Annotated in this window: 21 protein-coding genes; 5 read left to right on the forward strand and 16 right to left on the reverse strand. The window is 67.4% G+C overall.

Translation table 11 applies throughout. The features are described from left to right. Nucleotides 1-199: 199 nt before the first annotated feature. Together AC5P60_RS08695 and lepB are read right to left on the reverse strand one after the other, a co-directional pair. On the reverse strand, nt 200-1,456 hold the full coding sequence (locus AC5P60_RS08695) for an MFS transporter (RefSeq protein WP_049454208.1): 1,257 nt from the start codon (nt 1,454-1,456) through the stop codon (nt 200-202). Between the two features lie 125 nt (nt 1,457-1,581). Continuing rightward, a complete protein-coding gene (gene lepB, locus AC5P60_RS08700) occupies nt 1,582-2,208 on the reverse strand; it encodes a signal peptidase I (protein WP_005407648.1) in 627 nt (208 codons plus the stop codon). Nucleotides 2,209-2,383: 175 nt separating this feature from the next. Between lepB and AC5P60_RS08705 the strand changes: the two genes are divergently transcribed. Continuing rightward, nucleotides 2,384-2,785, forward strand: a complete 402-nt coding sequence (locus AC5P60_RS08705; RefSeq protein WP_033835527.1) for a hypothetical protein — start codon at nt 2,384-2,386, stop codon at nt 2,783-2,785. Between the two features lie 3 nt (nt 2,786-2,788). Then, complete coding sequence (locus tag AC5P60_RS08710; RefSeq protein ID WP_004153636.1) at nt 2,789-3,235, forward strand: 3-dehydroquinate dehydratase; 447 nt, start codon at nt 2,789-2,791, stop codon at nt 3,233-3,235. A gap of 381 nt (nt 3,236-3,616) precedes the next feature. Here AC5P60_RS08710 and dcp read toward each other — a convergent pair whose 3' ends face one another. The 3 genes from dcp to arfB all read right to left on the reverse strand — a co-directional run bounded on the left by dcp (nt 3,617) and on the right by arfB (nt 6,923). Further along, on the reverse strand, nt 3,617-5,773 hold the full coding sequence (gene dcp / locus AC5P60_RS08715; RefSeq protein ID WP_483693595.1) for a peptidyl-dipeptidase Dcp: 2,157 nt from the start codon (nt 5,771-5,773) through the stop codon (nt 3,617-3,619). A gap of 111 nt (nt 5,774-5,884) precedes the next feature. Then, on the reverse strand, nt 5,885-6,487 hold the full coding sequence (locus AC5P60_RS08720; protein ID WP_033835525.1) for a lysophospholipid acyltransferase family protein: 603 nt from the start codon (nt 6,485-6,487) through the stop codon (nt 5,885-5,887). 4 nt (nt 6,488-6,491) lie between these two features. Continuing rightward, entirely contained in the window at nt 6,492-6,923 is a 432-nt protein-coding gene (arfB, locus tag AC5P60_RS08725; protein ID WP_005407644.1) for an alternative ribosome rescue aminoacyl-tRNA hydrolase ArfB, read from the reverse strand. Between the two features lie 133 nt (nt 6,924-7,056). Between arfB and AC5P60_RS08730 the strand changes: the two genes are divergently transcribed. After that, nucleotides 7,057-7,584, forward strand: coding sequence for a DUF2059 domain-containing protein (locus AC5P60_RS08730; RefSeq protein WP_483693594.1), 528 nt, complete (start codon nt 7,057-7,059; stop codon nt 7,582-7,584). Nucleotides 7,585-7,660: 76 nt separating this feature from the next. Here AC5P60_RS08730 and AC5P60_RS08735 read toward each other — a convergent pair whose 3' ends face one another. From AC5P60_RS08735 to AC5P60_RS08750, 4 genes are read right to left on the reverse strand one after another with little or no spacing between them, the layout of a single operon-like run. Further along, the gene (locus AC5P60_RS08735; protein WP_370487260.1) at nt 7,661-8,503 is read right to left on the reverse strand and encodes a pseudouridine synthase; all 843 of its coding nucleotides are present in this window, start codon (nt 8,501-8,503) and stop codon (nt 7,661-7,663) included. A 28-nt stretch (nt 8,504-8,531) separates the two neighbouring features. Then, a complete protein-coding gene (locus AC5P60_RS08740) occupies nt 8,532-9,110 on the reverse strand; it encodes an O-methyltransferase (RefSeq protein WP_033835524.1) in 579 nt (192 codons plus the stop codon). A gap of 5 nt (nt 9,111-9,115) precedes the next feature. After that, the gene (gene ubiB, locus AC5P60_RS08745) at nt 9,116-10,771 is read right to left on the reverse strand and encodes a ubiquinone biosynthesis regulatory protein kinase UbiB (protein ID WP_049404805.1); all 1,656 of its coding nucleotides are present in this window, start codon (nt 10,769-10,771) and stop codon (nt 9,116-9,118) included. Next, entirely contained in the window at nt 10,768-11,403 is a 636-nt protein-coding gene (locus tag AC5P60_RS08750) for a ubiquinone biosynthesis accessory factor UbiJ (RefSeq protein WP_005411902.1), read from the reverse strand. The genes ubiB and AC5P60_RS08750 overlap by 4 nt, the downstream gene beginning before the upstream one ends. 377 nt (nt 11,404-11,780) lie before the next feature. Between AC5P60_RS08750 and ddlA the strand changes: the two genes are divergently transcribed. Further along, nucleotides 11,781-12,875, forward strand: a complete 1,095-nt coding sequence (gene ddlA, locus AC5P60_RS08755) for a D-alanine--D-alanine ligase (protein ID WP_495201726.1) — start codon at nt 11,781-11,783, stop codon at nt 12,873-12,875. Between the two features lie 76 nt (nt 12,876-12,951). Here ddlA and AC5P60_RS08760 read toward each other — a convergent pair whose 3' ends face one another. The 3 genes from AC5P60_RS08760 to oleC form a co-directional block, all read right to left on the reverse strand. Continuing rightward, a complete protein-coding gene (locus AC5P60_RS08760; protein WP_005407633.1) occupies nt 12,952-13,107 on the reverse strand; it encodes a DUF1328 domain-containing protein in 156 nt (51 codons plus the stop codon). Between the two features lie 81 nt (nt 13,108-13,188). Further along, on the reverse strand, nt 13,189-14,181 hold the full coding sequence (oleD, locus tag AC5P60_RS08765) for a 2-alkyl-3-oxoalkanoate reductase (RefSeq protein WP_005407632.1): 993 nt from the start codon (nt 14,179-14,181) through the stop codon (nt 13,189-13,191). Continuing rightward, nucleotides 14,178-15,836: an olefin beta-lactone synthetase gene (gene oleC, locus AC5P60_RS08770; protein WP_049432631.1), complete on the reverse strand. Its 1,659-nt coding sequence runs from the start codon at nt 15,834-15,836 to the stop codon at nt 14,178-14,180. The genes oleD and oleC overlap by 4 nt, the downstream gene beginning before the upstream one ends. A 104-nt stretch (nt 15,837-15,940) precedes the next feature. Between oleC and AC5P60_RS08775 the strand changes: the two genes are divergently transcribed. After that, nucleotides 15,941-16,372 carry a YkgJ family cysteine cluster protein gene (locus tag AC5P60_RS08775; protein ID WP_005407630.1) on the forward strand — a complete coding sequence of 144 codons (432 nt, stop codon included), beginning with the start codon at nt 15,941-15,943 and terminating at the stop codon, nt 16,370-16,372. A gap of 114 nt (nt 16,373-16,486) precedes the next feature. Here the strand turns inward: AC5P60_RS08775 and AC5P60_RS08780 are convergent, their stop codons facing one another. From AC5P60_RS08780 to AC5P60_RS08795, 4 genes are all read right to left on the reverse strand, one after another. Further along, entirely contained in the window at nt 16,487-17,377 is an 891-nt protein-coding gene (locus AC5P60_RS08780; RefSeq protein ID WP_033835519.1) for an alpha/beta fold hydrolase, read from the reverse strand. 94 nt (nt 17,378-17,471) lie between these two features. Then, nucleotides 17,472-18,488, reverse strand: a complete 1,017-nt coding sequence (locus AC5P60_RS08785) for a 3-oxoacyl-ACP synthase III (RefSeq protein ID WP_004135358.1) — start codon at nt 18,486-18,488, stop codon at nt 17,472-17,474. Nucleotides 18,489-18,591: 103 nt separating this feature from the next. Next, entirely contained in the window at nt 18,592-18,909 is a 318-nt protein-coding gene (locus AC5P60_RS08790) for a DUF4156 domain-containing protein (protein ID WP_005407628.1), read from the reverse strand. A gap of 212 nt (nt 18,910-19,121) precedes the next feature. Continuing rightward, nucleotides 19,122-21,971 carry a M16 family metallopeptidase gene (locus tag AC5P60_RS08795; RefSeq protein WP_032966333.1) on the reverse strand — a complete coding sequence of 950 codons (2,850 nt, stop codon included), beginning with the start codon at nt 21,969-21,971 and terminating at the stop codon, nt 19,122-19,124. Nucleotides 21,972-22,251 lie beyond the last annotated feature (280 nt).

The raw sequence follows: 22,251 nt of genomic DNA on the forward strand, positions 1-22,251 counted from the left end.
ACTAAACGGCGTCAAACGGGCATTTTTATGGTGGTTCATCCGGGCTCTTTGGGGACTGGATAGGTGTGGTAACCACCATTTTCCAAAGATGCCCCGGATGAACAACCTACCGAGAGATCACAACTAACAGTCGACTCTACCTCGGCAAACCCACCACACCGTGGTTGCCGGCCAGCGGCCGGCACTACCGTGCGTTGGGTCACGCCGTGACCGGCTGTGGCGCGCGCTGCTGCAGCGTCCAGACGATGCCACCGCCGATCAGGGTCAGCGCGGCGGCGAACGCACACACGCCAAGCCAGTCCCAGGCTGCATAGGCCAGGCCACCCACACCGCCCAGCACGCTGGACCCCAGGTAGTAGGCGAACAGATACAGCGCCGAGGCTTCCGCACGCATCGCACCGGCGCGGCTTCCAACCCAGCTGCTGGCCACGGAATGACCACCGAAGAAGCCGAAGGTCACCAGTGCGATACCCAGCGCCATCGTGCTCAGCCACGGCATCGCCAGCAGCGCGATGCCGGCGCCGATCAGCGCGAACGAGATCGACAGGATGCGGCCGCGTCCGTAGCGCGTGGCCTGCTGGCCCATCCACGCCGAACTGAAGGTACCCACCAGATAGACGCTGAAGATCAGCCCGACCACGGTCTGGCTGAGATGGTAGGGCGGCGCCAGCAGGTGATAGCCCAGGTAGTTGTAGAGGGTGACGAACACGCCCATCAGTACGAACGAGGTGGCGAACAGCCACGGCAGGCCCGGGTCGGCGAACAGCGTGCGCCAGCGCGACGGCAATTGGCGCAGGCCGCCGCGACGGGCATGGAAGTGCCGCGACGGTGGCAGCTGCAGCCACAGCAGCACGGTGCTGGCCACGGCGATGATCGAGACCACGCCGATGCCCCAGCGCCAGCCCCAATGGTCGGCGATGATGCCGGCCAGCAGGCGCCCGCTCATGCCACCGATGGCGTTGCCGCCGATGTACAGGCCCATCGCCAGGCCCAGCGCGCGGCCGTCCATTTCCTCGACCAGGTAGGTCATCGCCACCGCCGGCACGCCGCTCAGCGCCAGGCCAAGCAGGGTCCGCAGCACCAGCAGCGTGGTCCAGTCGTCCACCAGCGCGGTGCACAGCGACAGCATGGCCGACGCCAACAGCGCAACGATCATCAACGGGCGACGGCCGACCGCGTCGGACAGCAGACCGGCCAGCAGCATCGCCACCGCCAGCGTGCCAGTGGTCAACGACAGCGACATCGCGCTGCCGGCGGCGGACACGCCGAAGTGACGGCTGAACTCGGGCAGCAGCGGCTGCACCGTGTACAGCAGGCCGAAGGTGGAGAAGCCGGCCAGGAACAGCGCCATCGCGGTGCGGCGGAAGGCCGGGGTGCCCTGCTGGATGCGGGTGTCGGTGCCGGTATCGAGAGTGGAGGGACGGCCTTCAACGGCCGCCGCAGTTTCGCCAGTCATGGAATCGAAAGGCCGGTGGGGACGGCCGGGCGTGGGAGGGAACGGGCCTCAGACTAAGGCCCGTCCATCCAGTCGATCCATAACCTGATAAGTCAGGATTGATACTCAAGAAGTATCAATTCAGCTTACAGGCGCTGCCACTCGAAACCGTCGCCGCGGCGGTAGTACACCGCCACCGCACGGCCGTAGACCTTGTCGGCATCGACGAAGCCGAAGAAGCGGCCATCGAAGCTGTTGCCACGGTGGTCACCCAGCACCAGCACCTTGCCGTCCGGCACCACCAGGTCGGCGATGTCCGGGCCGCCCCCCATGTCCAGATCGAGGCTGGCACGGCGTTCACCAAAGGCTTCCACATCCTGCAGGTCCGCAGTCTGCAGCGGCTGGCCGTTGATGGTCAGGTGCCCTTCGTGCAGTTGCACATGGTCACCGGCCACTGCGGCAACGCGCTTGATCAGGCGGGTGCCGTCGGCTGGCGAATCGAATACCGCCACTTCGCCGCGCTGCGGCGTGCCGGTGGACATCAGCTCCCTGCTGGTGAATGGCAGGCGCAGGCCGTAGGCGCGCATGTCCACCACCACCCGGTCGCCGGGCTGCAGGGTCGGCTGCATCGAACCGCTGGGCACCACGTAGTGGTTGGCGAGGGTATCGCGGGCGGCGGCGAGCAGGCCGAGCATCACCAGCAACGGCAGCGCCTCCTTTTTCAGCCAGGCCAGCGCGCGATCGGAAAAGGGAGGGCGGGCAACGGCGTCCATGGCAGGCTCCGGGTGGGTGGTAGCTGCATCAGACCACACATGGGGGGAGAGGTTCCCGGTAGCGCCGGGTTACGCAGGTTTTACGCGCGGGACCGGCCGCCGGCATCGCACCTTTACGGCCAGCGCGCGCATCGTGTGCCCACCGCGCCACAGGGCGCATTCCGCAAGGTGTTGTATGACCCTCCTGGTGATCCGCCACGCATCTTCGTCCGCGCCGCGCCCGCAATTGCCGGCGCAGCTGAGCGGCCATCGCGTACTGTGCAGCGACTGCGCCAGCCTGTCCGAAGTGCGCCAGTGCCTGTGCCAGCCGCAGGCGCGTTCGGCCGACTGGGTGCTGCTGGATGTCGGCGTGGCCGACGAGGCGCAATGGCAGGCCGAGGGCGGTGCGCTGCAGGCGGCGCTGGAACGGCTGCCGGCGCAGTACATCGAGTTGCAGGCACCCAGCGAGCCCGGCCTGGAGTCGCGCCTGCGACTGCAGCATGGCCCCGCGGCGGTGGTCATCGACCAGCGCAGCCAGCAGGCCGGTTATCCGTTGTCGCTGGCCATCGTCGGCCGCCGCCTGGCGCAGGAGGGCTGAGCCATGTCGATCTTCATCATCCGTGGCCCGGAAGCCGCCGGTGCGCTGATCCGTACCGCCATGCCGCTGCCGGCACCGGTACTGAAGTCGTTGGTGCACCGGGCAATCGACGCCGGCACCAGCGTGGCGATACGCGCCTGCGGCTCGGAACAGGAACTGCTGGACGCCCTGCGCGTGGCCGACCACAGCCGTGGCGAGGTGACGCTGCTGGACCCGGGTGCGTGTGCCAACAGCCTGCGTCTTCAGCGCCTGCTGCCCTACCTGCACAACGCCTACGTGGAAGTACATGACGACGGCGCGGTGGCCGAGCCGTGCCTGCCGGCCGGTGTCGGCCAGCGCCTGGGCATCGCCGCCGGCTACGGTGCGCAGAGCTATGTGCTGGCGCTGGACATCGCGCTGGATCACCTGGGGCTGGCCGAACAAGCCAACCGGGTACACGTGGGGACGTGATGGCCGGGCTGTGCCCGGCACCCGGTAGTGCCGGCCGCTGGCCGGCAACCTCATCAGCAACAGCAACAGCCAAAGCCGGTTTCCTGGGGGATGGCGGGGTGGGTCCGGTTGCGGGGGACGCTGCAAGTACGTCCCTGTAAGCTTGGCCGCGGCATCCATGCCGCGGACACCCCCGCAACCGGACCCACCCCGCCTTCGACAGATCTCCGCGAACTGTCGGAACAGCATGGCCTGCTTCTGGTGGGTGTCGACCTTGGTCGATACATGGATCCACGCCATGCGTGGATGAGCGGCACACTGCGGAATCTGTCGATGGCATCGATTCAACGAAAAACGGCGGGGTTTCCCCCGCCGTTATTTCTTTCGTACTTCAGGTCGCGCTTACTTCAGCCCGCGGAACTTCAGCAGCGGTTCCACCGACGGGTCCTTGCCGCGGAAATCGCGGTACAGGGTCGACAGCTCCACGCTGTTGCCGCGCGAGAGGATCTTGTCGCGGAATTCCTGGCCATTGGCGGCGGTCAGGCCACCGTGTTCGGTGAACCACTGGTAGGTGTCATGATCCAGCACTTCGGCCCAGAAGTAGGCGTAGTAGCCGGCCGAGTAACCGCCACCCCAGATGTGGTCGAAGTAGGTGGTGCGGTAACGCGGCGGCACCTGCGGCAGGTCGACCTTGAACTTCTTCAGCGCGCTCGCTTCAAAGGCGCCGACGTCCTGCAGCGGCGCGTCGGCCTTCTGCGTGTGCCAGGCCAGGTCCAGCAGTGCGGCCGACAGGTACTCGGTAGTCGCATAGCCCTGGTTGAAGCTGCGTGCCTTGAGGATCTTGTCGACCAGCTCCTGCGGCATCGCCTCGCCGGTCTTGTAGTGCTTGGCGTAGTTGGCGAACACCTTCGGGTCCAGTGCCCAGTGCTCGTTGAACTGCGACGGGAACTCGACGAAGTCGCGCGAGGTGGCGGTGCCGGCAATCGACGGATACTTCACGTTCGAGAACATGCCATGCAGTGCATGGCCGAACTCATGGAACATGGTGGTGACGTCGTCGAAGCTGATCAGCGCAGGCTGGCCGGCGGCCGGCTTGGTGAAGTTGCAGACGTTGTAGACCACCGGCTTGGCGCCGGTCAGGCCGTCCTGCTCGACGAACACGTCCATCCAGGCGCCGCCGGACTTGCTGTCACGCTTGAAGTAGTCGGTGTAGAACAGGGCCAGCGAGGTGCCGTCCTTGTCGAAGACTTCGTACACCTTCATGTCCGGGTTGTAGGTCGGAATGTCGGTACGCGGCTTGAAGGTGATGCCGTACAGCTGGGTGGCGGCGTAGAAGACGCCGTTCTGCAGCACGTTGTCCAGTTCGAAGTACGGCTTGATCTGCGACTCGTCCAGATCGTACTTGGCCTTGCGCACCTGCTCGGCGTAGAAATCCCAGTCCGAGGCGGCGACCTGGAAACCGCCCTTTTGCGCGTCGATCACCTTCTGGATCTCGCCGGCTTCTGCGCGGGCCTTGGCGGTGGCGGCCGGCACGGTGTCGGTCAGCAGCTTGAGCGCGGCGGCCGGGGTCTTGGCCATCTGGTCGCCCAGCTGGTAGTCGGCGAAGGTATCGAAGCCGAGCAGCTTGGCCTTCTGCGCGCGCAGCTGGGCCAGACGCTGCACGGTCTGCCGGGTGTCGTTGGCATCGCCACGCTCGGCACGGGTTTCCGAAGCCTTCAGCACGGCGGCACGCTGGTCACGATCACTCAGCGAACCGAGCACCGGCTGCTGGGTGGTGTTCTGCAGCGGCAGCAGGAACTTGCCATCCAGCTTGCGCTCCTTCGCTGCGTTGGCGGCGTTGTTGATCGCATCCTCGTCCAGGCCGGCCAGCTTGGCCTTGTCGTCAACGACAACGGCCGCAGCGGCGGTGGCAGCCACCAGGCGGGTATGGAACTGGGTGGAGAGCGTGGTCTCTTCCACGTTGAGCTTGCGCAGCGATGCCTTGTCGGCGTCGGACAGCTGTGCACCGGCGCGCACCAGGCCATCGTAGTAGTGCTCGACCAGGCGCTTCTGCACCGGATCCAGTTCAAGCGTGTCGCGCTGGTCATAGATCGACTTCACGCGCGCGAACAGCTTCGGGTCGAGGTTGATCTCGTCCTGGTGCGCGGCCAGCTTCGGCGCCACTTCTTCCTGGATCTTCTGGCGCGCATCGTTGGTATCGGCCTGGACCAGGCCGAAGAAGATGCGCGACACGCGGGTCAGGGTCTCGCCGCTGCGCTCCATCGCCACGATGGTGTTGTCGAAGGTGGCCGGCTCGCTGCTGTCGGCGATCTTGCGAACGTCGGCCAGGTGCTGGCGCATGCCTTCTTCGAAGGCCGGCAGGTAGTCGCTGTCCTTGATCTTGTCGAACTGCGGCGCCTGGAACGGCAGCGTGCTGGCGCTCAGCAGCGGATTGGTGGAGGCTTCGGCCGGCTGCTGGGCCGGGGCTTTCTGGGCATCGGACACGGGGGTGGACTCCTTGCCGGAACAGGCCGCCAGCGCCAGGCTGATGGCGGCGGCCAGGACTACGGTACGCGACATGTAAAACGCTCCTTGGGCAGACGGTATGGAATACCAGCCCTCCACCCTACTCCTGTCGCGCTCGCCCGGCATGTGCCGGACGTGGCGTCTATGCGACGGCCTGCGGCCGGCTCAGACCGTGCCGCGGGTCTTGCCGATCCACGGCCGGTAGAACTCGCGGATGGCAGCCATGTCGGCCACATCGTCGCCACTCGGGGTGAACAGCGGACCGATGCCGATGGTCTTTTCCGGATAGTGGAAATAGGCGGTCAGGATCGGCACGTCTGCCATCCGGGCGATCTTCAGGAAGCCGGCCTTCCACTCCTTCACCGCCTTGCGGGTGCCCTCGGGCGTGATGGCGAACCACATCTTCTCGTTGTTGCGAAGCAGGTCCACCGCCTGGCCCACCGTGCCCTGCGGCGAGCTGCGGTCCAGCGGGATCACGCCCAGCTTGTGCAGCAGCGGCCCCAGCGGCCACCAGAACAGCGAGGCCTTGCCCAGCACCTTCACCTTCATGCCCAGCGCGATCTTGGCCGCCATGCCCCACAGGCCGTCCCAGTTGGACGAATGCGGCGCGATGATGAACACCAGGCGCGGGATGTCAGGCAGGGTGCCGGTCACCTTCCAGCCGCCCATGCGCAGGGTGCAGCGCGCCAGCCAGCGCAGGAAGGCGTTGGGTTTGACCTGTGGCATCTGCGGCGGCACGGCCGGCAGCAGCGGAGTCGGGTTGTTCAAGCAATCACTCCCAGTCACGTGATGAGCGCCCGCGCTTGATCTGCGCGCGCCCGCGTTTGGCGTCCAGACGACGCAGTTTCGACCCGAGGGTCGGCTTGGTGGCCTTGCGCGGTTTGGGCACGCTCAGCCCGGCCTGGATGAAGGCCGCCAGCCGCTCGCGCGCATCCTCGCGATTGCGATCCTGGGTGCGGAAACGTTGCGCGTCGATGACCAGCACGCCTTCGCCGGTCATGCGCCGGTCACGCCGCGCCAGCAGGCGCGTGCGCAACGGTTCGGGCAACGAGGGCGAGTTGGCCACGTCGAAACGCAGTTCCACCGCAGTGGAGACCTTGTTGACGTTCTGGCCACCGGCACCGCTGGCACGCACGAACCGCTCGACGATCTCGCCGTCGGGGATTTCAAGCTGCGCGTTGATGGTGACCGGTCCACTGCCCATCCGCGCATTGTAGCGGCAGCCACGCGTCGGAGTGCGCATCGCGCGCCGTATGCCGCCGATCAGGTACCGAACACGCCGCCTTCGCCTTGGCTGCGGGTATGCTGGCCGTCCCATGTACCGCAGGAAGCTTCGCATGACCCGCTCCGCAACCGCCCTGCCCTCCCTGCTGCGCCGCGCCGCCCTGCTGCTGGCGCTGGCCGTGGCCAGTGTCCCCGCCCTGGCCGCGCCGCCGACCGATGGCGACATCAACCGTCTGCTGTCCGCGTCACGTGCGCAGAGCATGATCGACACCATGCTGCCGCAGATCGAGGCGATGCAGCAGCAGCAGTTCCAGCAGGTAGCCGCACAGCGCCAGCTCAATGCCCAGCAGCAGGAGCAGCTGAAGCGGATCCAGGCACGGACCAGCCAGACCCTGCGGCAGGCACTGTCCTGGCAGCAGCTGCGGCCGATGTACGTGGACCTGTACAAGAAGACTTTCAGCAAGGAAGACGTGCTGGCGATGGCCGAGTTCTACGAGAGCGCGGCCGGCCAGAGCCTGCTGGACAAGACCCCGGCCCTGATGCAGAACGTGATGGTGGCGATCCAGGCGCGCATGCAGCCGCTGTTCGCGGACCTGCAGAAGGACCTGGAAGCGATCGTCAACGAGCCGGAAAAGAAGTGAGGTCGTACCGGCCGCTGGCCGGCAACCTCGTACGGTTGGGATCAGGCAGATGCCGGCCAGCGGCCGGCACTACCGTCTATAGGTCCACCTGCCAGCCGAACAGGTCCAGCGCCTTCTGGAACTCACGATCCAGCGGCGCACTGACATCCACGTTGCCGCCCTCAGGATGCGGGAAGCGCAGGCGCTCGGCGTGCAGCAGCATGCGGTGCACACCCTGCATGCGGAAGATGCGGTTGTGGCGGCCATCACCATGGCTGGTGTCGCCGATCATGTGATGCGACAGGTGCTTGAGGTGCCGGCGGATCTGCCGGAAGCGCCCGGTCTGTGGCTGGCAGCGCAGCAACGCATAGCGCGAGCGGGTGAACTCGCCGACCGGCACCGACAGCTCGCCGGTGGCCAGGCGCTGGAAGTCGGTGACCGCCGGCTTTTTCACCGGTTTGCCCGGGCCGCCGTCCAGATCATGATCGACCTGCCAAGCGAGTTCGGCCGGCCAGCCCCGGCAGACGGTCAGGTAGTCCTTCAGCACCTCGCCACCCATCAGCGCCTTGCCCAGCGCACTGGCGGTCTCGCGGTCAAAGGCCAGCAGCAGGCAGCCACTGGTGGCCCGGTCCAGGCGATGCACGAGGAAGATCGGGCGGCCCAGCTGCTCGCGCAGGCGGTCGGTCAGGAAGTCGTCTTCGCCACGGGCCAGCTTGCTGTCGTGGACCATCAGCCCGGCAGGCTTGTTGACCACGGCCAGGCGCTCATCCAGGTGCAGCAGCTGCAGGGGCGCGGTTTCAGTCTCGACCGCGGCGAGGGTGTCAGGTTCGGTGCTCACGGCGGGATTATCGAGGCTGGGCACTGAATGCGGTAGAGCTGGCCGCTGGCCGGCTGCCTCAGGGTCGCCTGATTGCTGGAGTTGCCGGCCAGCGGCCGGCACTACCAGATCAGCGCGGGCAGCGCGGCGGTCAGGCGTTGCGTACGGCCAGCAGCTCGCCGTTGCCCACCGGCACCAGGCTGGTGCTGAAGTCCGGATCAGCGTCCAGCAGCACGCGCAACGGTTCCATCTCTCCCGCATGCGAGGTGGCGTTGTCCACCACCAGCAGGCCGCCCGGGCGCAGCACGCGGCGCAGCTGCGGCCACCAGCCGGCGTATTGCCCGCGGTCCGAATCGAGGAACAGCAGGTCAATGCTGGCATCGGCGGCCTCTGCCAGCCACGGCCCGGCATCGTCGTGGACCAGCGTGATGCGATCGGCCAGGCCACTGCGCGCGAAGGTGTCACGCGCCATCGCCGCCTTGTCCTCGGCGTATTCCAGCGTGGTCACGTGGCCGTCGATGGCGGCGGCAGCCTCGGCCAGCCACAGCGTCGAATAGCCGTTGGAGGTACCGATCTCCAGTACGCGGCGCGCAGTGCCGAAGCGGACCAGCACCGCGAGGAATTCGCCCGTATCTGGCGTGATGTTGAGCATGCGGCGGCCACGCGCGCTTTCGCGGGCGTCGTTGTCGGCGCCGAAGCGGGCCAGTTCGTCCTTGAGTGCCTGCAGCATGGGGCCTACTTCCACCACGCGCGCAGCAGCGCCACTGCACCGACCGCACCGGACAGCCAGCTCCACGCCGGCACGTCGCCCCAGTACCAGCCCGGCGGCTGCAGCACATACATCAGTGCAGCGATGGCGAGCAGGCCGACGCCGGTGATCGCGCCCACGGCGCGCTTCTGCAGGCGCTGCAGGCTGGCGTCGAGCGCGACCAGATCGCGCGAACGCATTGCCAGTTCGTGGCGGCCTTCCACCTGCTGGGTCAGCCAGGCGTGCACCAGCCGCGGCATGTCCGGCGCATGGGTCATGATTTCCGGCAGGCGCTTGCCCAGCTCGCGCACCACCCGGCGCGGGCTGTAGCGCTCGCGCAGGATCTTCGCCAGCACCGGCTTGGCCACCGCCCAGATGTCGATCTGCGGGTCCAGCTGGCGGCCGACGCCCTCGATGTTCAGCAGGGTCTTCTGCAGCAGGATCAGCTGCGGCTGCAGCGTCAGCTGATAGCGCTGCGCCACCCGGAACAGCTTCATCAGCACTTCGGCCAGCGAGATCTGCGACAGCGGACGAGTGAAGTACGGCTCGCACACTGAACGCACGGCTGCTTCCAGATCGTCGATGCGTACGTGGTCGGGCATCCAGCGTGCCTGTACATGCAGTTCGGCGATGCGACGGTAATCGCGGTTGAAGATGGCCATGAAGTTCTCGGCCAGGTAGTACTGATCTTCCTGCGAGAGCTGGCCCATGATGCCGAAGTCCAGCGCGATGAAGCGCGGATTGGCACGGCGCGCCAGATCGGTGTCGACCCAGATGTTGCCGGCGTGCGCATCGGCGTGGAAGAAGTTGTCGCGGAATACCTGGGTATAGAACACCCGCACGCCCTTGGCGGCCAGCGCCTTGCGGTCGATGCCGGCCTTGTCCAGTGCAGCGATGTCATCGGACGGAATGCCCCACACCCGCTCCAGGGTCAGCGCGCGCTCGGCGGTGTGGCTCCAGATCACTTCCGGCACGTACAGGTCGTCGGAGTTTTCCCAGAAGCGGCGCAGCACGCTGGCATTGGCGCCTTCGCGCTGCAGGTCCAGCTCGGCGGCCAGGGTGTTCTCGACCTCGGCCACCACTTCGCGCGGCCGGATCTTGTCGGCGCGCGGGTGGGTGCGCTCGACCAGGGCGGCCAGCGAATTGAGCAGGGCGATGTCGGCGTCGATCTGCTTCTCGATGCCCGGTCGAAGTACCTTGACCACCACCTGGCGACCATCAGCCAGCGTGGCCGCGTGCACCTGCGCGATCGAGGCCGAAGCCAGCGGTTCGGTGTCGAAGCTGGCGAAGGCCTCGCTGACCGGCAGGCCGAGCGCGTCCTCGACGATGCGGCGCGCGGTCTCGCCATCGAACGGCTTGACCCGGTCCTGCAGCAGGGTCAGTTCGTTGGCCACGTCCGGCGGCACCAGGTCGCGGCGGGTGGACAGGATCTGGCCGAACTTGACGAAGATCGGGCCGAGGTCCTGCAGCGCCAGGCGCAGGCGCGCGCCGCGCGACTGCGAGGCGATGCTGGCCGAGGCGCGCGGCACGAACGGCTTGGCCAGGCGCAGCCAGCGCTCGGCCGGCGTGCCCTGCAGCAGGTCGTCGAGGCGGTAACGCAGGATCACCCGGCCAATGCGGCTGGCCCGCAGCACGGCCTTCATGCGGCACCCCGCAGGCGCTGCACGCGTGCACCAAGGCGCTCCACGTCATCGCGCAGCACATCCACGTCGTCGTGGAAGGCATCCAGCTCGGCGCGCGGCACCACATCGCGCGACTCCTCGGTGATGAACTCAGCGGCGCTGTGGGCCAGGTCGATCGCCCCCTGGCGCGCGTGCTGCAGGGCGCTGCGCAGGGTGTTGGCGACCTGCACGCCCAGTACTTCGCCGAATACGCTGACGAAAGGCTGCTGCCAGTCCGGATCGAAGCCCTTGGCCAGCTGCTGCAGGCGGCGCGCCAGCTCGGCATCGCCGGCCACGCGCACACGGCCCTTGCCGTTGTTGTCGCCGCGCCGCGCGTTGGCCAGCAGCGGCAGCTGCGCCAGCACGCCGGCCAGGCTGCTGCGCACGGCCAGGTCGGCTTCCTGCGCATCCACCGGGCCGACCCGCAGCTGGTCGCCGTCGACGCTGATGCGCATGGCCAGCGACGGCGCTTCCAGGGTCAGGTCGATATGCCGGCCGTCGAGGCTGGCCAATGCATGGCGGGTATCCGGATCCAGCGCCAGCGCGCGGTTCAGGGCGATCTGCAGGGCGCGGCCAGCGACCGGCTTGAGGGACTTGAGCAGGGAGAGAGCCATGTGCGCATTCTACCTGCGTGGGTGGGGGGCTTGGGCCGGGCTGCCGCCCGGCACCCGCAGATGCAACGGCAACGGCAATAGCCGAAGCAACAGCAACAGCGGGCATTCCGTGGGTTGGCGGGACGGGGCCGGTTGCGGGGGACGCCGTAAACCCGTCCGTGGGGGCTTGGCCGCGGCATCCATGCCGCGGACACCCCCGCAACCGGCCCACCCCGCCTTCGACAGGTTCCTGCTGCTCTTGGTGGGTGTCGACCTTGGTCGACACGGTAGATCCACGCCATGCGTGGATGGATTTCTGGTTCACCTGTGCCTCACGCGGATGGCCGATGAAGGTTCATGCTATGGGGCCACGCAACGCACAGGACATCGCACTCCCCATGGCACGGACCCGGGTCGGCATCATTTTCGGGGGCAAGTCCTCCGAGCACGAAGTTTCGCTGCAGTCGGCGAAGAACATCCTCGATGCGCTTGATCGCGAGCGCTTCGAGCCGGTGCTGGTCGGCATCGACAAGCAGGGCCAGTGGCATCTGAGCCAGCCGGATACCTTCCTGATCAATGCCGATGATCCGTCGCGCATCGCGCTGCATCGCTCGGGCCAGTCGCTGGCGGTGCGCCCGGGCGCCGAGCAGGCGCAGCTGCAGCCGTGCGATGCGGCCAGCGCGCTGGGCCAGATCGATGTGGTGTTGCCGATCCTGCATGGGCCACTCGGCGAAGACGGTGCGCTGCAGGGGCTGCTGCGCATGGCCAATCTGCCCTTCGTCGGTTCGCCGGTACTGGGCTCGGCGGTGGCGATGGACAAGGACGTGACCAAGCGCCTGCTGCGCGACGCGGGGCTGCAGGTGGCGCCGTGGCTGTGCATCCGTCGCCATCAGGCCGCGGAGGTCGATGCCGACGCGGTGATCGCCCAGCTCGGCCTGCCGCTGTTCGTGAAGCCGGCCAACCAGGGTTCGTCGGTGGGTGTGAGCAAGGTCAAGGATGCGGCGGGCTTCGCCGAGGCACTGGCATTGGCGCTGCGCTACGACCACAAGGTGCTGGTGGAATCGGCGGTGGTCGGCCGCGAGATCGAATGCGCAGTGCTGGGCAACGAGCACCCGCAGGCCAGCGTATGCGGCGAGGTGGTGGTGCACGACGAGTTCTACGCCTACGACACCAAGTACATCAATGACTATGGCGCTGAAGTGGTGGTGCCGGCCGACATCGACGCCGCCACCCAGACGCGCATCCAGCAGATCGCGCGGCAGGCCTACCAGGCGCTGGAGTGTGCGGGCATGGCGCGCGTGGATGTGTTCCTCACCGCAGACGGCGAGATCGTCATCAACGAGGTCAACACGCTGCCGGGCTTCACCCGCATCAGCATGTACCCGAAGTTGTGGGGCGCCAGCGGTGTCGACTACACCGCGCTGATCACGCGCCTGATCGAGCTGGCGCTGGAACGCCACGAAGCTGATCGCGGGCTGCAGAGCGCTGTGTAACGTGGTGATCGCCCGCAGAGTCGAGCATGGCTCGACTCTGCGGAAAGCGATGCCGGCCAGCGGCCGGCACTACCGGCTAGCCGCGCTTGCGGAACATCGAGATCACCGCAAGGATCAGGAACACCACGAACAGGATCCAGGCGATGTTCGTTGCGGCGCCGGCGATACCGGAGAAACCCAGAACGGCGGCGATGATGGCGATGACAAAGAAAATGATGGCGTAATGCAGCATGGCGCTCCTCGCGGGTGGTCGAGCCTTGGATGGCGTGGGTCCATCCTCCCGATCCTGCGGTGTGCAACCAGTGACGGCGATCTAAGCAGCAGATGAAGCCTTCAGCCTGCGCAGCCCTTCTTCGATGCTGACCTGCGGCACATAGCCGAAGTCACGGCGGGCCGGCTCCATGCTGTACCAGTGCGGCGTGCACAGCTGTTCGGCCAGGAACCGGGTCAACGGCGGTTCGCCGCGCAGGCGCAGCAGCGGCCACAGCCGCTCGCAGATGGCGCCGATACGGTACGCGGTCTTGAAGCTGATCGCCTTGTCCACGGTCGGTGCACCCACCGCCTGCAGCAGCTTGTTGACCAGCTCGCGCATCGGCAGCGGTTCGCCGTTGGAAATGAAGTAGGCCTTGCCTGCACATGCGGCACCGGGCGCCAGTGCCTCGAAGGCGAGGAAGTGGGCAAGCGCGGCGTTGTCGATGTAGGTGGTATCGACCTTGTTGCTGCCATCGCCCACCAGGCGCAGGCGGCCCTGTCGTGCACGTTCGGCCAGGCGCGGTACCAGCTGCTGGTCGCCAGGGCCCCAGATCAGGCGCGGACGCAGCGCCACCGTCGCCAGCGAGGCGTCATTGGCTGCCAGCACGCGCTGTTCGGCAATCGCCTTGGTGGCCGCATAGGGCGCCTGGAAATCTTCGCCGTACGGCACTTCGTCGGCGCCGAGGCCTTCTACGGGGTGCGTGGCCCGGTGCGTCACGCTGGGCGTGGAGGTGTAGACCAGCCGGCCGATACCGTGCGCACGGCAGGCGGCGATGACGTTGTCGGTGCCGACCACATTGGCCTGGTGGTAGCTGTCATAACTGCCCCACGCACCGGCCTTGGCACCGTTGTGGAATACCGCATCGACGCCGGCCACCGCATGCAGGACCGCCTGCGGGTCGGCCAGGTCGCCACGGATCTGGCCGACGCCCATCACCTGCAGCTCCGGGTAATGGCTGCGGTTGAACGCCAGTACCTGGTGGCCACGTTCGACCAGCCCGCGGCACAGCGCCTGGCCAAGGAACCCACCACCACCGGTGACCAGGATCTTCATGCGCGCTTCTCCAGTTCGGCGCTGGCCCAGACGGCGAGCTTCTCGCGGCCGATCTTGGCGTTGTGACGGATATCGACGGGGAACGCCGGATGCACCAGGAAGTGCTGCAGGCCGGCCTCAGGCGTGCGCGCTGCGGCGTGCGCACGCAGCGCTTCCTGCAGCGCCGGGCTGTCGGACTGGCCGCGCAGCAGTTCCACGCACAGCACCGGCACCTGCGCACCGGCGGCGCCGACACCGACCAGCGCGGTGCGCGCCACGCCTGCGACGGTGTTGAACACCGGCTCGACCTGTTCGGTGTACAGCGGTCCGCGCGCGGTTTCCACGCGCTGCGTCTTGCGCCCGCAGAACCACAGGCGACCCTGCGCATCGAAGTAACCGACGTCGCCCATGCGATGCACCACGCGGGTGCTGCCATCGGCCAGCGTCTCGCGGATCTTCGCTGCAGCCGTGGCCTGCGGGCGGTTGAAGTAGCTGTCGGTGGCGGTCGGGCCAGCCACCGTGATTTCACCCACTTCGCCGACCGCCAGCACGCGCGCCTGCGACCAGTCGGCCAGCGGCGCGTCATCGATGGCGATGATGCGCACTTCGTTCGGCGCCACCACGCTGCCCACGCAGGTGCCGGCGCCGGCCTCGGTGGCGGCGCGCGTGCGTTCCAGCTCGCGGCCTTCGACCACCGCTACCGGCAGGCACTCGGTAGCGCCATACGGCGTCCAGAACTGCGCGTCGGCCGGCAGCAGGCTGCGGATGGTGGCGACTACGTCCGGCGGCACCGGCGCACCCGCCGAGGTCACCCGGGTCACCGTCGGCAGCGGCCGGCCATGCTTCGCCAGCACCCGCATCAGCGCCGGCGAGCCGAACAGCTGGGTCACGCCGAAGCGCTGGATGGCGTCATGCAGGCGGGCCGGGTCGGCCTGTGCCGGCCGGGTCGGGTCCATGTCCGGGATGACCGAGGTCAGGCCCAGCGCAGGATCGAACAGGGCAAACGGCGGGAAGGTCGGCAGGTCCACCCCGCCCGCTTCCATGCCGAAGGCGCTGCCCAGCAGCTGGATCTGGCCGACGAAGTGGCGATGGCGGTAGACCACGCCCTTGGGCACGCCGGTGGAGCCGCTGGTGAACAGGATCGCGGCCATGTCCTCGCCGTCGGTGGCGGCCAGCATCGGCCCACCCTTGGCGCCGGCGCGCTCCAGCGCGGCCAGCGTGGCCCCGCCCCAGCCGAGGCGGCGGCCCACGGTCACCAGGCGCGCCGCCGAGGGTGCCCAGCGCAGCACCAGCCGCGCCAAGTGCGCCAGCGGAATGCCGATGAAGGCCTCCGGCTGCGCCTCGTCCAGGCACTGCTTCAGCGCGCGCCTGTCGATGCCCGGGTCGACCAGCACCGGCACCGCGCCCAGCTTGAACAGGGCAAACATCAGCAGAAAGAACTCCGGCGACGGCCGCACCATCACCACCGTGCGCACTCCACGGCCGATCCCGTAGCCGGCCAGGCCGGCCGCCATGGCGTCGCTGCGGGCGTCCAGCTGGCGGTAATCCAGGGTCACGTCGTAGGCGGCCATGCCGTTGCCGGCGCCACGGCGGCCAGGGCAGCGGATGGCGATCTGATCAGGCCGTTCACGCGCCAGTTCAGGCAAGCGGGCGGCAATATTGCAGGGTCGGTTCATCCGTTCATTGTCGCCGCTTACGGAATTTCTTGCGCGGCGGCCCACTTCGTGGAAAATCCGCACCCTCGTTCCTGATTCCGACTGCCGCCCGAGGCGGCTTGCCCATGCAACATCCCTGCATGACCTGCGGCGCCTGCTGCACCCAGTACCGCGTGGCCTTCCACTGGATGGAATCAGACGAGGTCACCCCCGGCGGCGTGCCGCACCAGCTCACCGAGGTGCTGGACCCGCACCGCCTGTGCATGCGCGGCACCCATTCCAAGCCGGTGCGCTGCGTGGCGCTGGATGCGCAGATCGGCGTGTATTCACGCTGCACCATCCATCCCAACCGGCCCAGCGTGTGCCGCGAGGTGGATGCATCGTGGGAGTATGGCAAGGCCAGCCCGCAGTGCGACAAGGCGCGCATCGCCTATGGCCTGGATCCGTTGACGCCGGCCGACTGGCGCTGGCGCGATGACGCCGACAACGACGACGACCATCCGGACGACAACGGCAACAGCCCTTCCTCGCCGCCGCAGGCGCCGGTCGCCGCGTAATGGTAGTGCCGGCCGCTGGCCGGCAACCTCATCAACCCTTCGGGTGTGCCGACCAACGGTCGGCACCCACCGGAAGAGGAAGGGGTGGATGCCGACCGTTGGTCGGCACACCGATCAGATCGGGTTCTTGTCCAGAAAGGCGCGGATCTCCGGCACCAGCACTTCGTGCTTGTCTTCCAGCACGTAGTGGCCGGCGTCCTCGAACGCATGTACCTGGGCCTGCGGCAGCGCGGCCTGGAAGCCCTTCAGGAAGTGGTGGTCGAACACGAAGTCGCGCAGGCCCCAGCCGAGGAAGGCCGGCCGGTCGGCGAACGACGGCAGCGCCTTGCCGGCACGTTCCAGCAGCGACCACGCCTTGTCGGCCGGCGACAGCGGGATGTCCTGCATGAAGCGGATGGTGCTGATGCGGTTGGCGTAGCTGTTGTACGGCGACACGTAGGCGCGGCGCACGTCGGCCGGCATCTTCCGCTCCACGCCCAGCCACGAGGCACCTGACGAGAACGCGTTGAAGGTGCGGATGATCCACTCGCCGATCTTCCAGTGGCGGCCCAGCGCGATCTGCCACGGCATCTTCTTCGCCGCCGGCATCGGGAACGCGGCGGTGTTGAGCACCACCAGGCGCTTCACCTGGTCGTGATGCGACAGCGCCCAGCCGAAACCGATCATGCCGCCCCAGTCGTGCACCGCCAGGGTCACCGGACCGGTGATGCCCAGGTGCTTGAGCAGCGCATCGAGGTCGTCAACGCGCGACTGCAGCGTGTACTCGTAGCGGCTGTCATCGGGCTTGTCCGACAGGCCCATGCCGATGTGGTCCGGCACGATGCAGCGGTACGTGTCCGACAGGCCGGCGACCAGCGTGCGCCAGTAATAGCTCCACGACGGGTTGCCATGCACCATCACCACCACCTCGCCGTCGCGCGGGCCTTCGTCGAGATAGTTCATCGACAGGCCGGGGCGTACCTCGAAGCGCTGCGGGTGGGCGGGGTAACCGGGAAGCTGGGACATCGGATCGCACCTGTAGAAAGGGCCGGTAAACCGGCCCTTGAACACTTGGAAAAATCATCGCTGCCCGTCGTGCAGCAGGTCAGCGGTGACTCTTTTACCAGACCACTTCAGCCATCGAGCAGTTCAGGCCCGAGCCGATACCCAGAAGCGCGATGCGATCGCCCTTCTTCAGCTTGCCCAGCTGCTTGAGCTTGCTCAGCACGATCGGCACCGAGGCCGGGCCGATGTTGCCGTGCTCGCCGAAGATGGTCATCACCTTCTTCGGGTCGATGCCGAAGTTCTTGATGAACGCCGCGGTGTGCGGCTGGCTGACCTGGTGGATCACGAACTGGTCCAGCTCTTCCACGGCCCAGCCCAAGGCGATCTTGGCAGCGGTGAAGGTCTTCTGTGCCAGCTTGATGCCTTCGATCAGCAGCAGGCGGGTGTCGGTGACCATGCGGTCCAGGTTGCCCAGGCACAGCTGGTTCCACTCGGTGGCCGAGCGCGTCACGCCGCCCTTGTAGCGCGGCGCGTCCGGCACCAGCTCCGAGCGCGCCATCACCATCGCCGCGGCACCCGAACCGGTGGTCAGGGCGGCCAGCTCGTTGCGGAAATCGTCGGCGGTGACGTCCGGGGCGGTCATGCGCTCCAGGGTCTTCTCGTACACCAGGTTGGCGGTCTCGCCGTCCACCACCAGCGCGTAGTCGATGTCACCGCGCTCGATCATGCGCGCGGCGATGTCCATGCCGTTGATGAAGGCCAGGCAGGCATTGGCGACGTCGAAGGTCATGCACTCGTCGCTGACGCCGAGGTTGCCCGAGACGATGGAGGCCGTGGACGGCTCCAGGTAGTCGCGGCTGACCGAGGTGTTGACCAGCAGGCCAACCTGCGTCGCATTGATGCCTGCGTCTTCCAGTGCCTTGCGGCCTGCCATGGTGGCAGCGTCGGACGCCAGCACGCCGTTGTCCCACAGGCGGCGCGCGTGGATGCCGGCGATGTCGCCGAGCACGTCGGTGCGGATACCCAGGCGATCCAACGTCGGCTGCAGGCGTTCGTTGATTTCCTTGGTGGTCAGCGTATGCGGCGCGTCGACGTGTGCCAGGCCGGCGATCGAGACATTCTTGAAGAGCATCGAGGTTAGCGCCAAGGCTCAGGCAAAAGGGGGCGCTATTCTATAACCCCCGGGGCCTTCACCGCATCTTTACGAATTCAGCCTTGGCCGTATGGTGAAGCGTTCAGCGCGGCGGGCACTGGAATGCGGCGAAGCGCTGGCTGCCATCGGCCGGGGCCGCGGCGGCCTGCACGGCATTGGCGCCGGCGCTCGGGGCCTCGTTGCGGGCCAGGGTTTCCAGCTCTTCCTGCACGCGCAGCGGGTTGCGGTTGTAGAAGCCGACCTTGCTCTTCACGGTCACCACCACCTCGCCCTTGGCAATGCAGCCAGCGGGAACCGGGCCTGCCGGCAGCACGCGGGTCGCCTTGCCGGCCGGTTCGATCGGCACCCAGGTACAGGCGGTGACGGTGAGCAGCAGGGAGGAAAGCAGCAGAACGCGCATGGGCAGATCCTGGAAGGGTATGGAGGGATTCTGCCTGAACCGCCTGAATCGGGGGTAGCCGGTGGGGGGACGGATCCCCCGCAGCGGGCTCTGACCCCGCCTTCGGGTCACGGCGTTGCCGGCCAGCGGCCGGCACTACCACGGCAAGGTTGCCGGCCAGCGGCCGGCACTACCTGGGGAGGCCTGCCCGCGGGGGCGGGCAGGCGCATCCCTTATTTCTTGACCGGGTTGCCTTCGGCGTCGATCACCGTCACCTCGCCCAGGTTCAGCGCACGCACGGCCGCTTCGGTCTGCTTGAGATCACCCACCACCACCCAGGTCAGCGCCTGTGGCTTGATCTCGGCGGCGGCCTGCTGCACCTGCGCCGGGGTCATCGCCTCGATCTCGGCCTTGCGACGCAGCACGTAGTCGTCCGGACGCTTGAACTGCACGATCGAACCGATGGTCGAGGCGACCGCGCTGGCGGTCTCGTAGGCACCGGGCAGGCTCAGGGTCTGGATGTTGCGGATGCGGTTGACCTCGGCGGCGGTGGCCGGCTTGCTGCCATCGGCGAACGCGGCGATTTCCTTGCGCATTTCCGCCATCGCCGGGCCGGTCTTGTCGATCTGCACCGGCGCGCTGGCCATCCACGGGCGCTGGCCCACCGAGTTGATCGCGCTGCTGCGCGCACCGTACGACCAGTGCTTGTCCTCACGCAGGTTCATGTTCAGGCGCGAGGTGAAGTCGCCGCCGATCACGCCGTTGGCGATATCGAAGCGGGTCGAACTGGCGGCGCTGGACGGCGCCACCACCTGGCCGGCGAACAGGTTGGCCTGCACCGCACCCGGCTGGTCGATCAGGAACACGCGCGGGCCCTTCGGCAATGCCACGTCGGTGGCGGCCTTCACCTGCGGGGCGTCGCCCGCAGCCTTCCAGTCGCCCAGCTGCTTGTCCAGCAGCGGCACGATCTCGGCCAGGGTGGTGTCACCGACCACGATCAGGGTTCCGTTCTGCGGGCGCAGCCAGTCGCGGTGGAAGTCGACCAGGTCTTCGCGGGTCAGGCCGTTGATCGCTGCTTCGTCACCGCTGCCGGTGAACGGAATGGCATACGGGTGGCCCTTGCCGTACAGCAGCGGCGGCAGCACGCGCATCGCCACCGCACCCGGGTTGACCTTCTCCTGCTGGATGCCGGCAATCCAGCTCGCCTTGACCCGGTCGATCTCACCCTGCTCGAAGCGCGGTTCGCGCAGCAGGTCCCGATACAGCGCCAGCGACGGTGCCAGGTTTTCCTTCAGCGCCGACAGGTCCACGCTCATGGAGTCCAGGCCGGCCGAGGCATCCAGGCTGGCGCCCAGTGCGTCAGCAGCATCGGCGAAGGCCAGCGAGCCGAGCTTGCCGGCGCCTTCGGTCATCAGGCTCATGGTGAAGTTGGCGGTGCCCGGCTTGCGGCCCTGGTCGGCGCTGAAGCCACCCGGGAACTGGTAGCTGAACTGCACCACCGGAATCTCGTGGCGCTCGGCCAGGATCACCTGGGTGCCGTTCTTCAGCGTGGCGCGCTGCAGCGCCGGGAACTTCAGCTGCGGGAACTCGCGGGTCTGCGGTACGCCGGCCTTGCGGTCGACCTGCTCGGGCAGCGTGCTGTATTTGGGGTCCACCGCCGGCACGCTGAACGGCTTCGGCGCCTGGCTCGGGTCTTCCTTCAGCGCCACGCGCTCACCCGGTGCAATCACCAGGGTGTGGCTGCCCTTGTCCAGCCACTGCGCGCCCAGACGGCTCAGATCAGCAGCACTGGCCTTCTCGATGTTGGCCAGCGAGGTGCGGAAGCAGCCCGGGTCGCCGGTGAACACCGCGCACTCGGCCAGTGCGTCGGCCTTGCCGCCGAAGCCGCCGATGCGTTCGATGCCGCGGATGAAACCGGCGCGGGCACCGGTCTTGGCGCGTTCCAGCTCGGCCGCGGTCGGGCCCTGCTTGATCAGCCGGTCCAGTTCCTCGTCGATGATCTTCTCGACCTTGGCAGGGTCCTGGCCCTGCTTGACCGTCGCCATGATCACGAAGTTCGAACCCAGCTGCGACGTCGACAGGCCTGCCGCGATGCTGTCCACCAGCTTGTCCTGGTGCTGCAGGCGCTGGCTCAGCCGCGAGGACTTGGCACCGCCCAGTACCTGCGCGAACAGCTGCAGCTGATCGACCTCGGTGGTACCGACCTGCGGCACGTTCCAGGCGCGGTAGATACGCGCCTGCGGCACCTTGTCGGTCATCGTCTCGCGCGTGTCGGCGCTGCGCTTGGCCACGTTCACCGCCGGCTGCGCCATGGTCGGGCCGGCCGGGATGCTGCCGAAGTACTTGCCAACCTTTTCCTTGGCGGTGGCCAGGTCGATGTCGCCAGCCAGCACCAGCACGGCGTTGTTCGGGCCGTACCAGGTGCGGAACCAGGTCTTCACGTCATCCAGCGACGCCGCGTTCAGATCGTTCATCGAACCGATCACGCCGTGGTGGTACGGGTGGCCAACTGGATACAGCGCCTTGTTGAGCTGGTCCCAGGCCTGGCCGTAGGGCTGGTTCTCGCCCTGGCGCTTCTCGTTCTGCACCACGCCACGCTGCTCGTCCAGCGCCGCCTGGTCGATCGCACCGACCAGATGGCCCATGCGGTCCGATTCCATCCACAGCGCCATGTCCAGCGCAGTGGTGGGCACGTTCTCGAAGTAGTTGGTGCGGTCGGTATTGGTGGTGCCGTTCTGGTTGGTGGCGCCGACCTGCTTGAACGGCTCGAAGAACTCGCCGTCGTGGTTTTCGCTGCCCTGGAACATCAGGTGTTCGAACAGGTGCGCGAAGCCGGTGCGGCCGGCCGGTTCGTCCTTGCTGCCGACGTGATACCAGACGTTGACCGCGACGATCGGCGCCTTGCGATCGGTGTGCACGATCACGCGCAGGCCGTTGGGCAGGGTGAACTGCTCATACGGGATATCGACCTTGGCCGGTGCGGCCGGCTTTGCCGCCAACGCATGGGAAGGCACAAGCGTGCCCAGGGCGGTGCTGAGGGCAACGGCCAGCAGCGCAGTGCGCGGGCGAAGGGCGAGAGACATATCCGGATCCTTGGTCACATAGGTGAACCCCGATCCTAGCGTGCGCGCGCAACGGCAGGAATCGGTCGCCAGTCACTGGGGGTGTTTGCCCCTGTGCGCCATCCGCAGCGCCGATCTGCCCTGTCCGAGCCGTCACAAACACCCGCCAGCAACGTCCGGACAGTGTCCGCAGCACATCGAATGGACAGGTGTCCGCCCGCCGGACACTTTTCGATGACCATAAAACCCTTGCAAATCAATAATTAAAAGTTGGCACGGGGATTGCTTGGTAGTTCCTGCA

It is taken from the genome of Stenotrophomonas sp. YJH_SMC_120 (assembly GCF_059368675.1).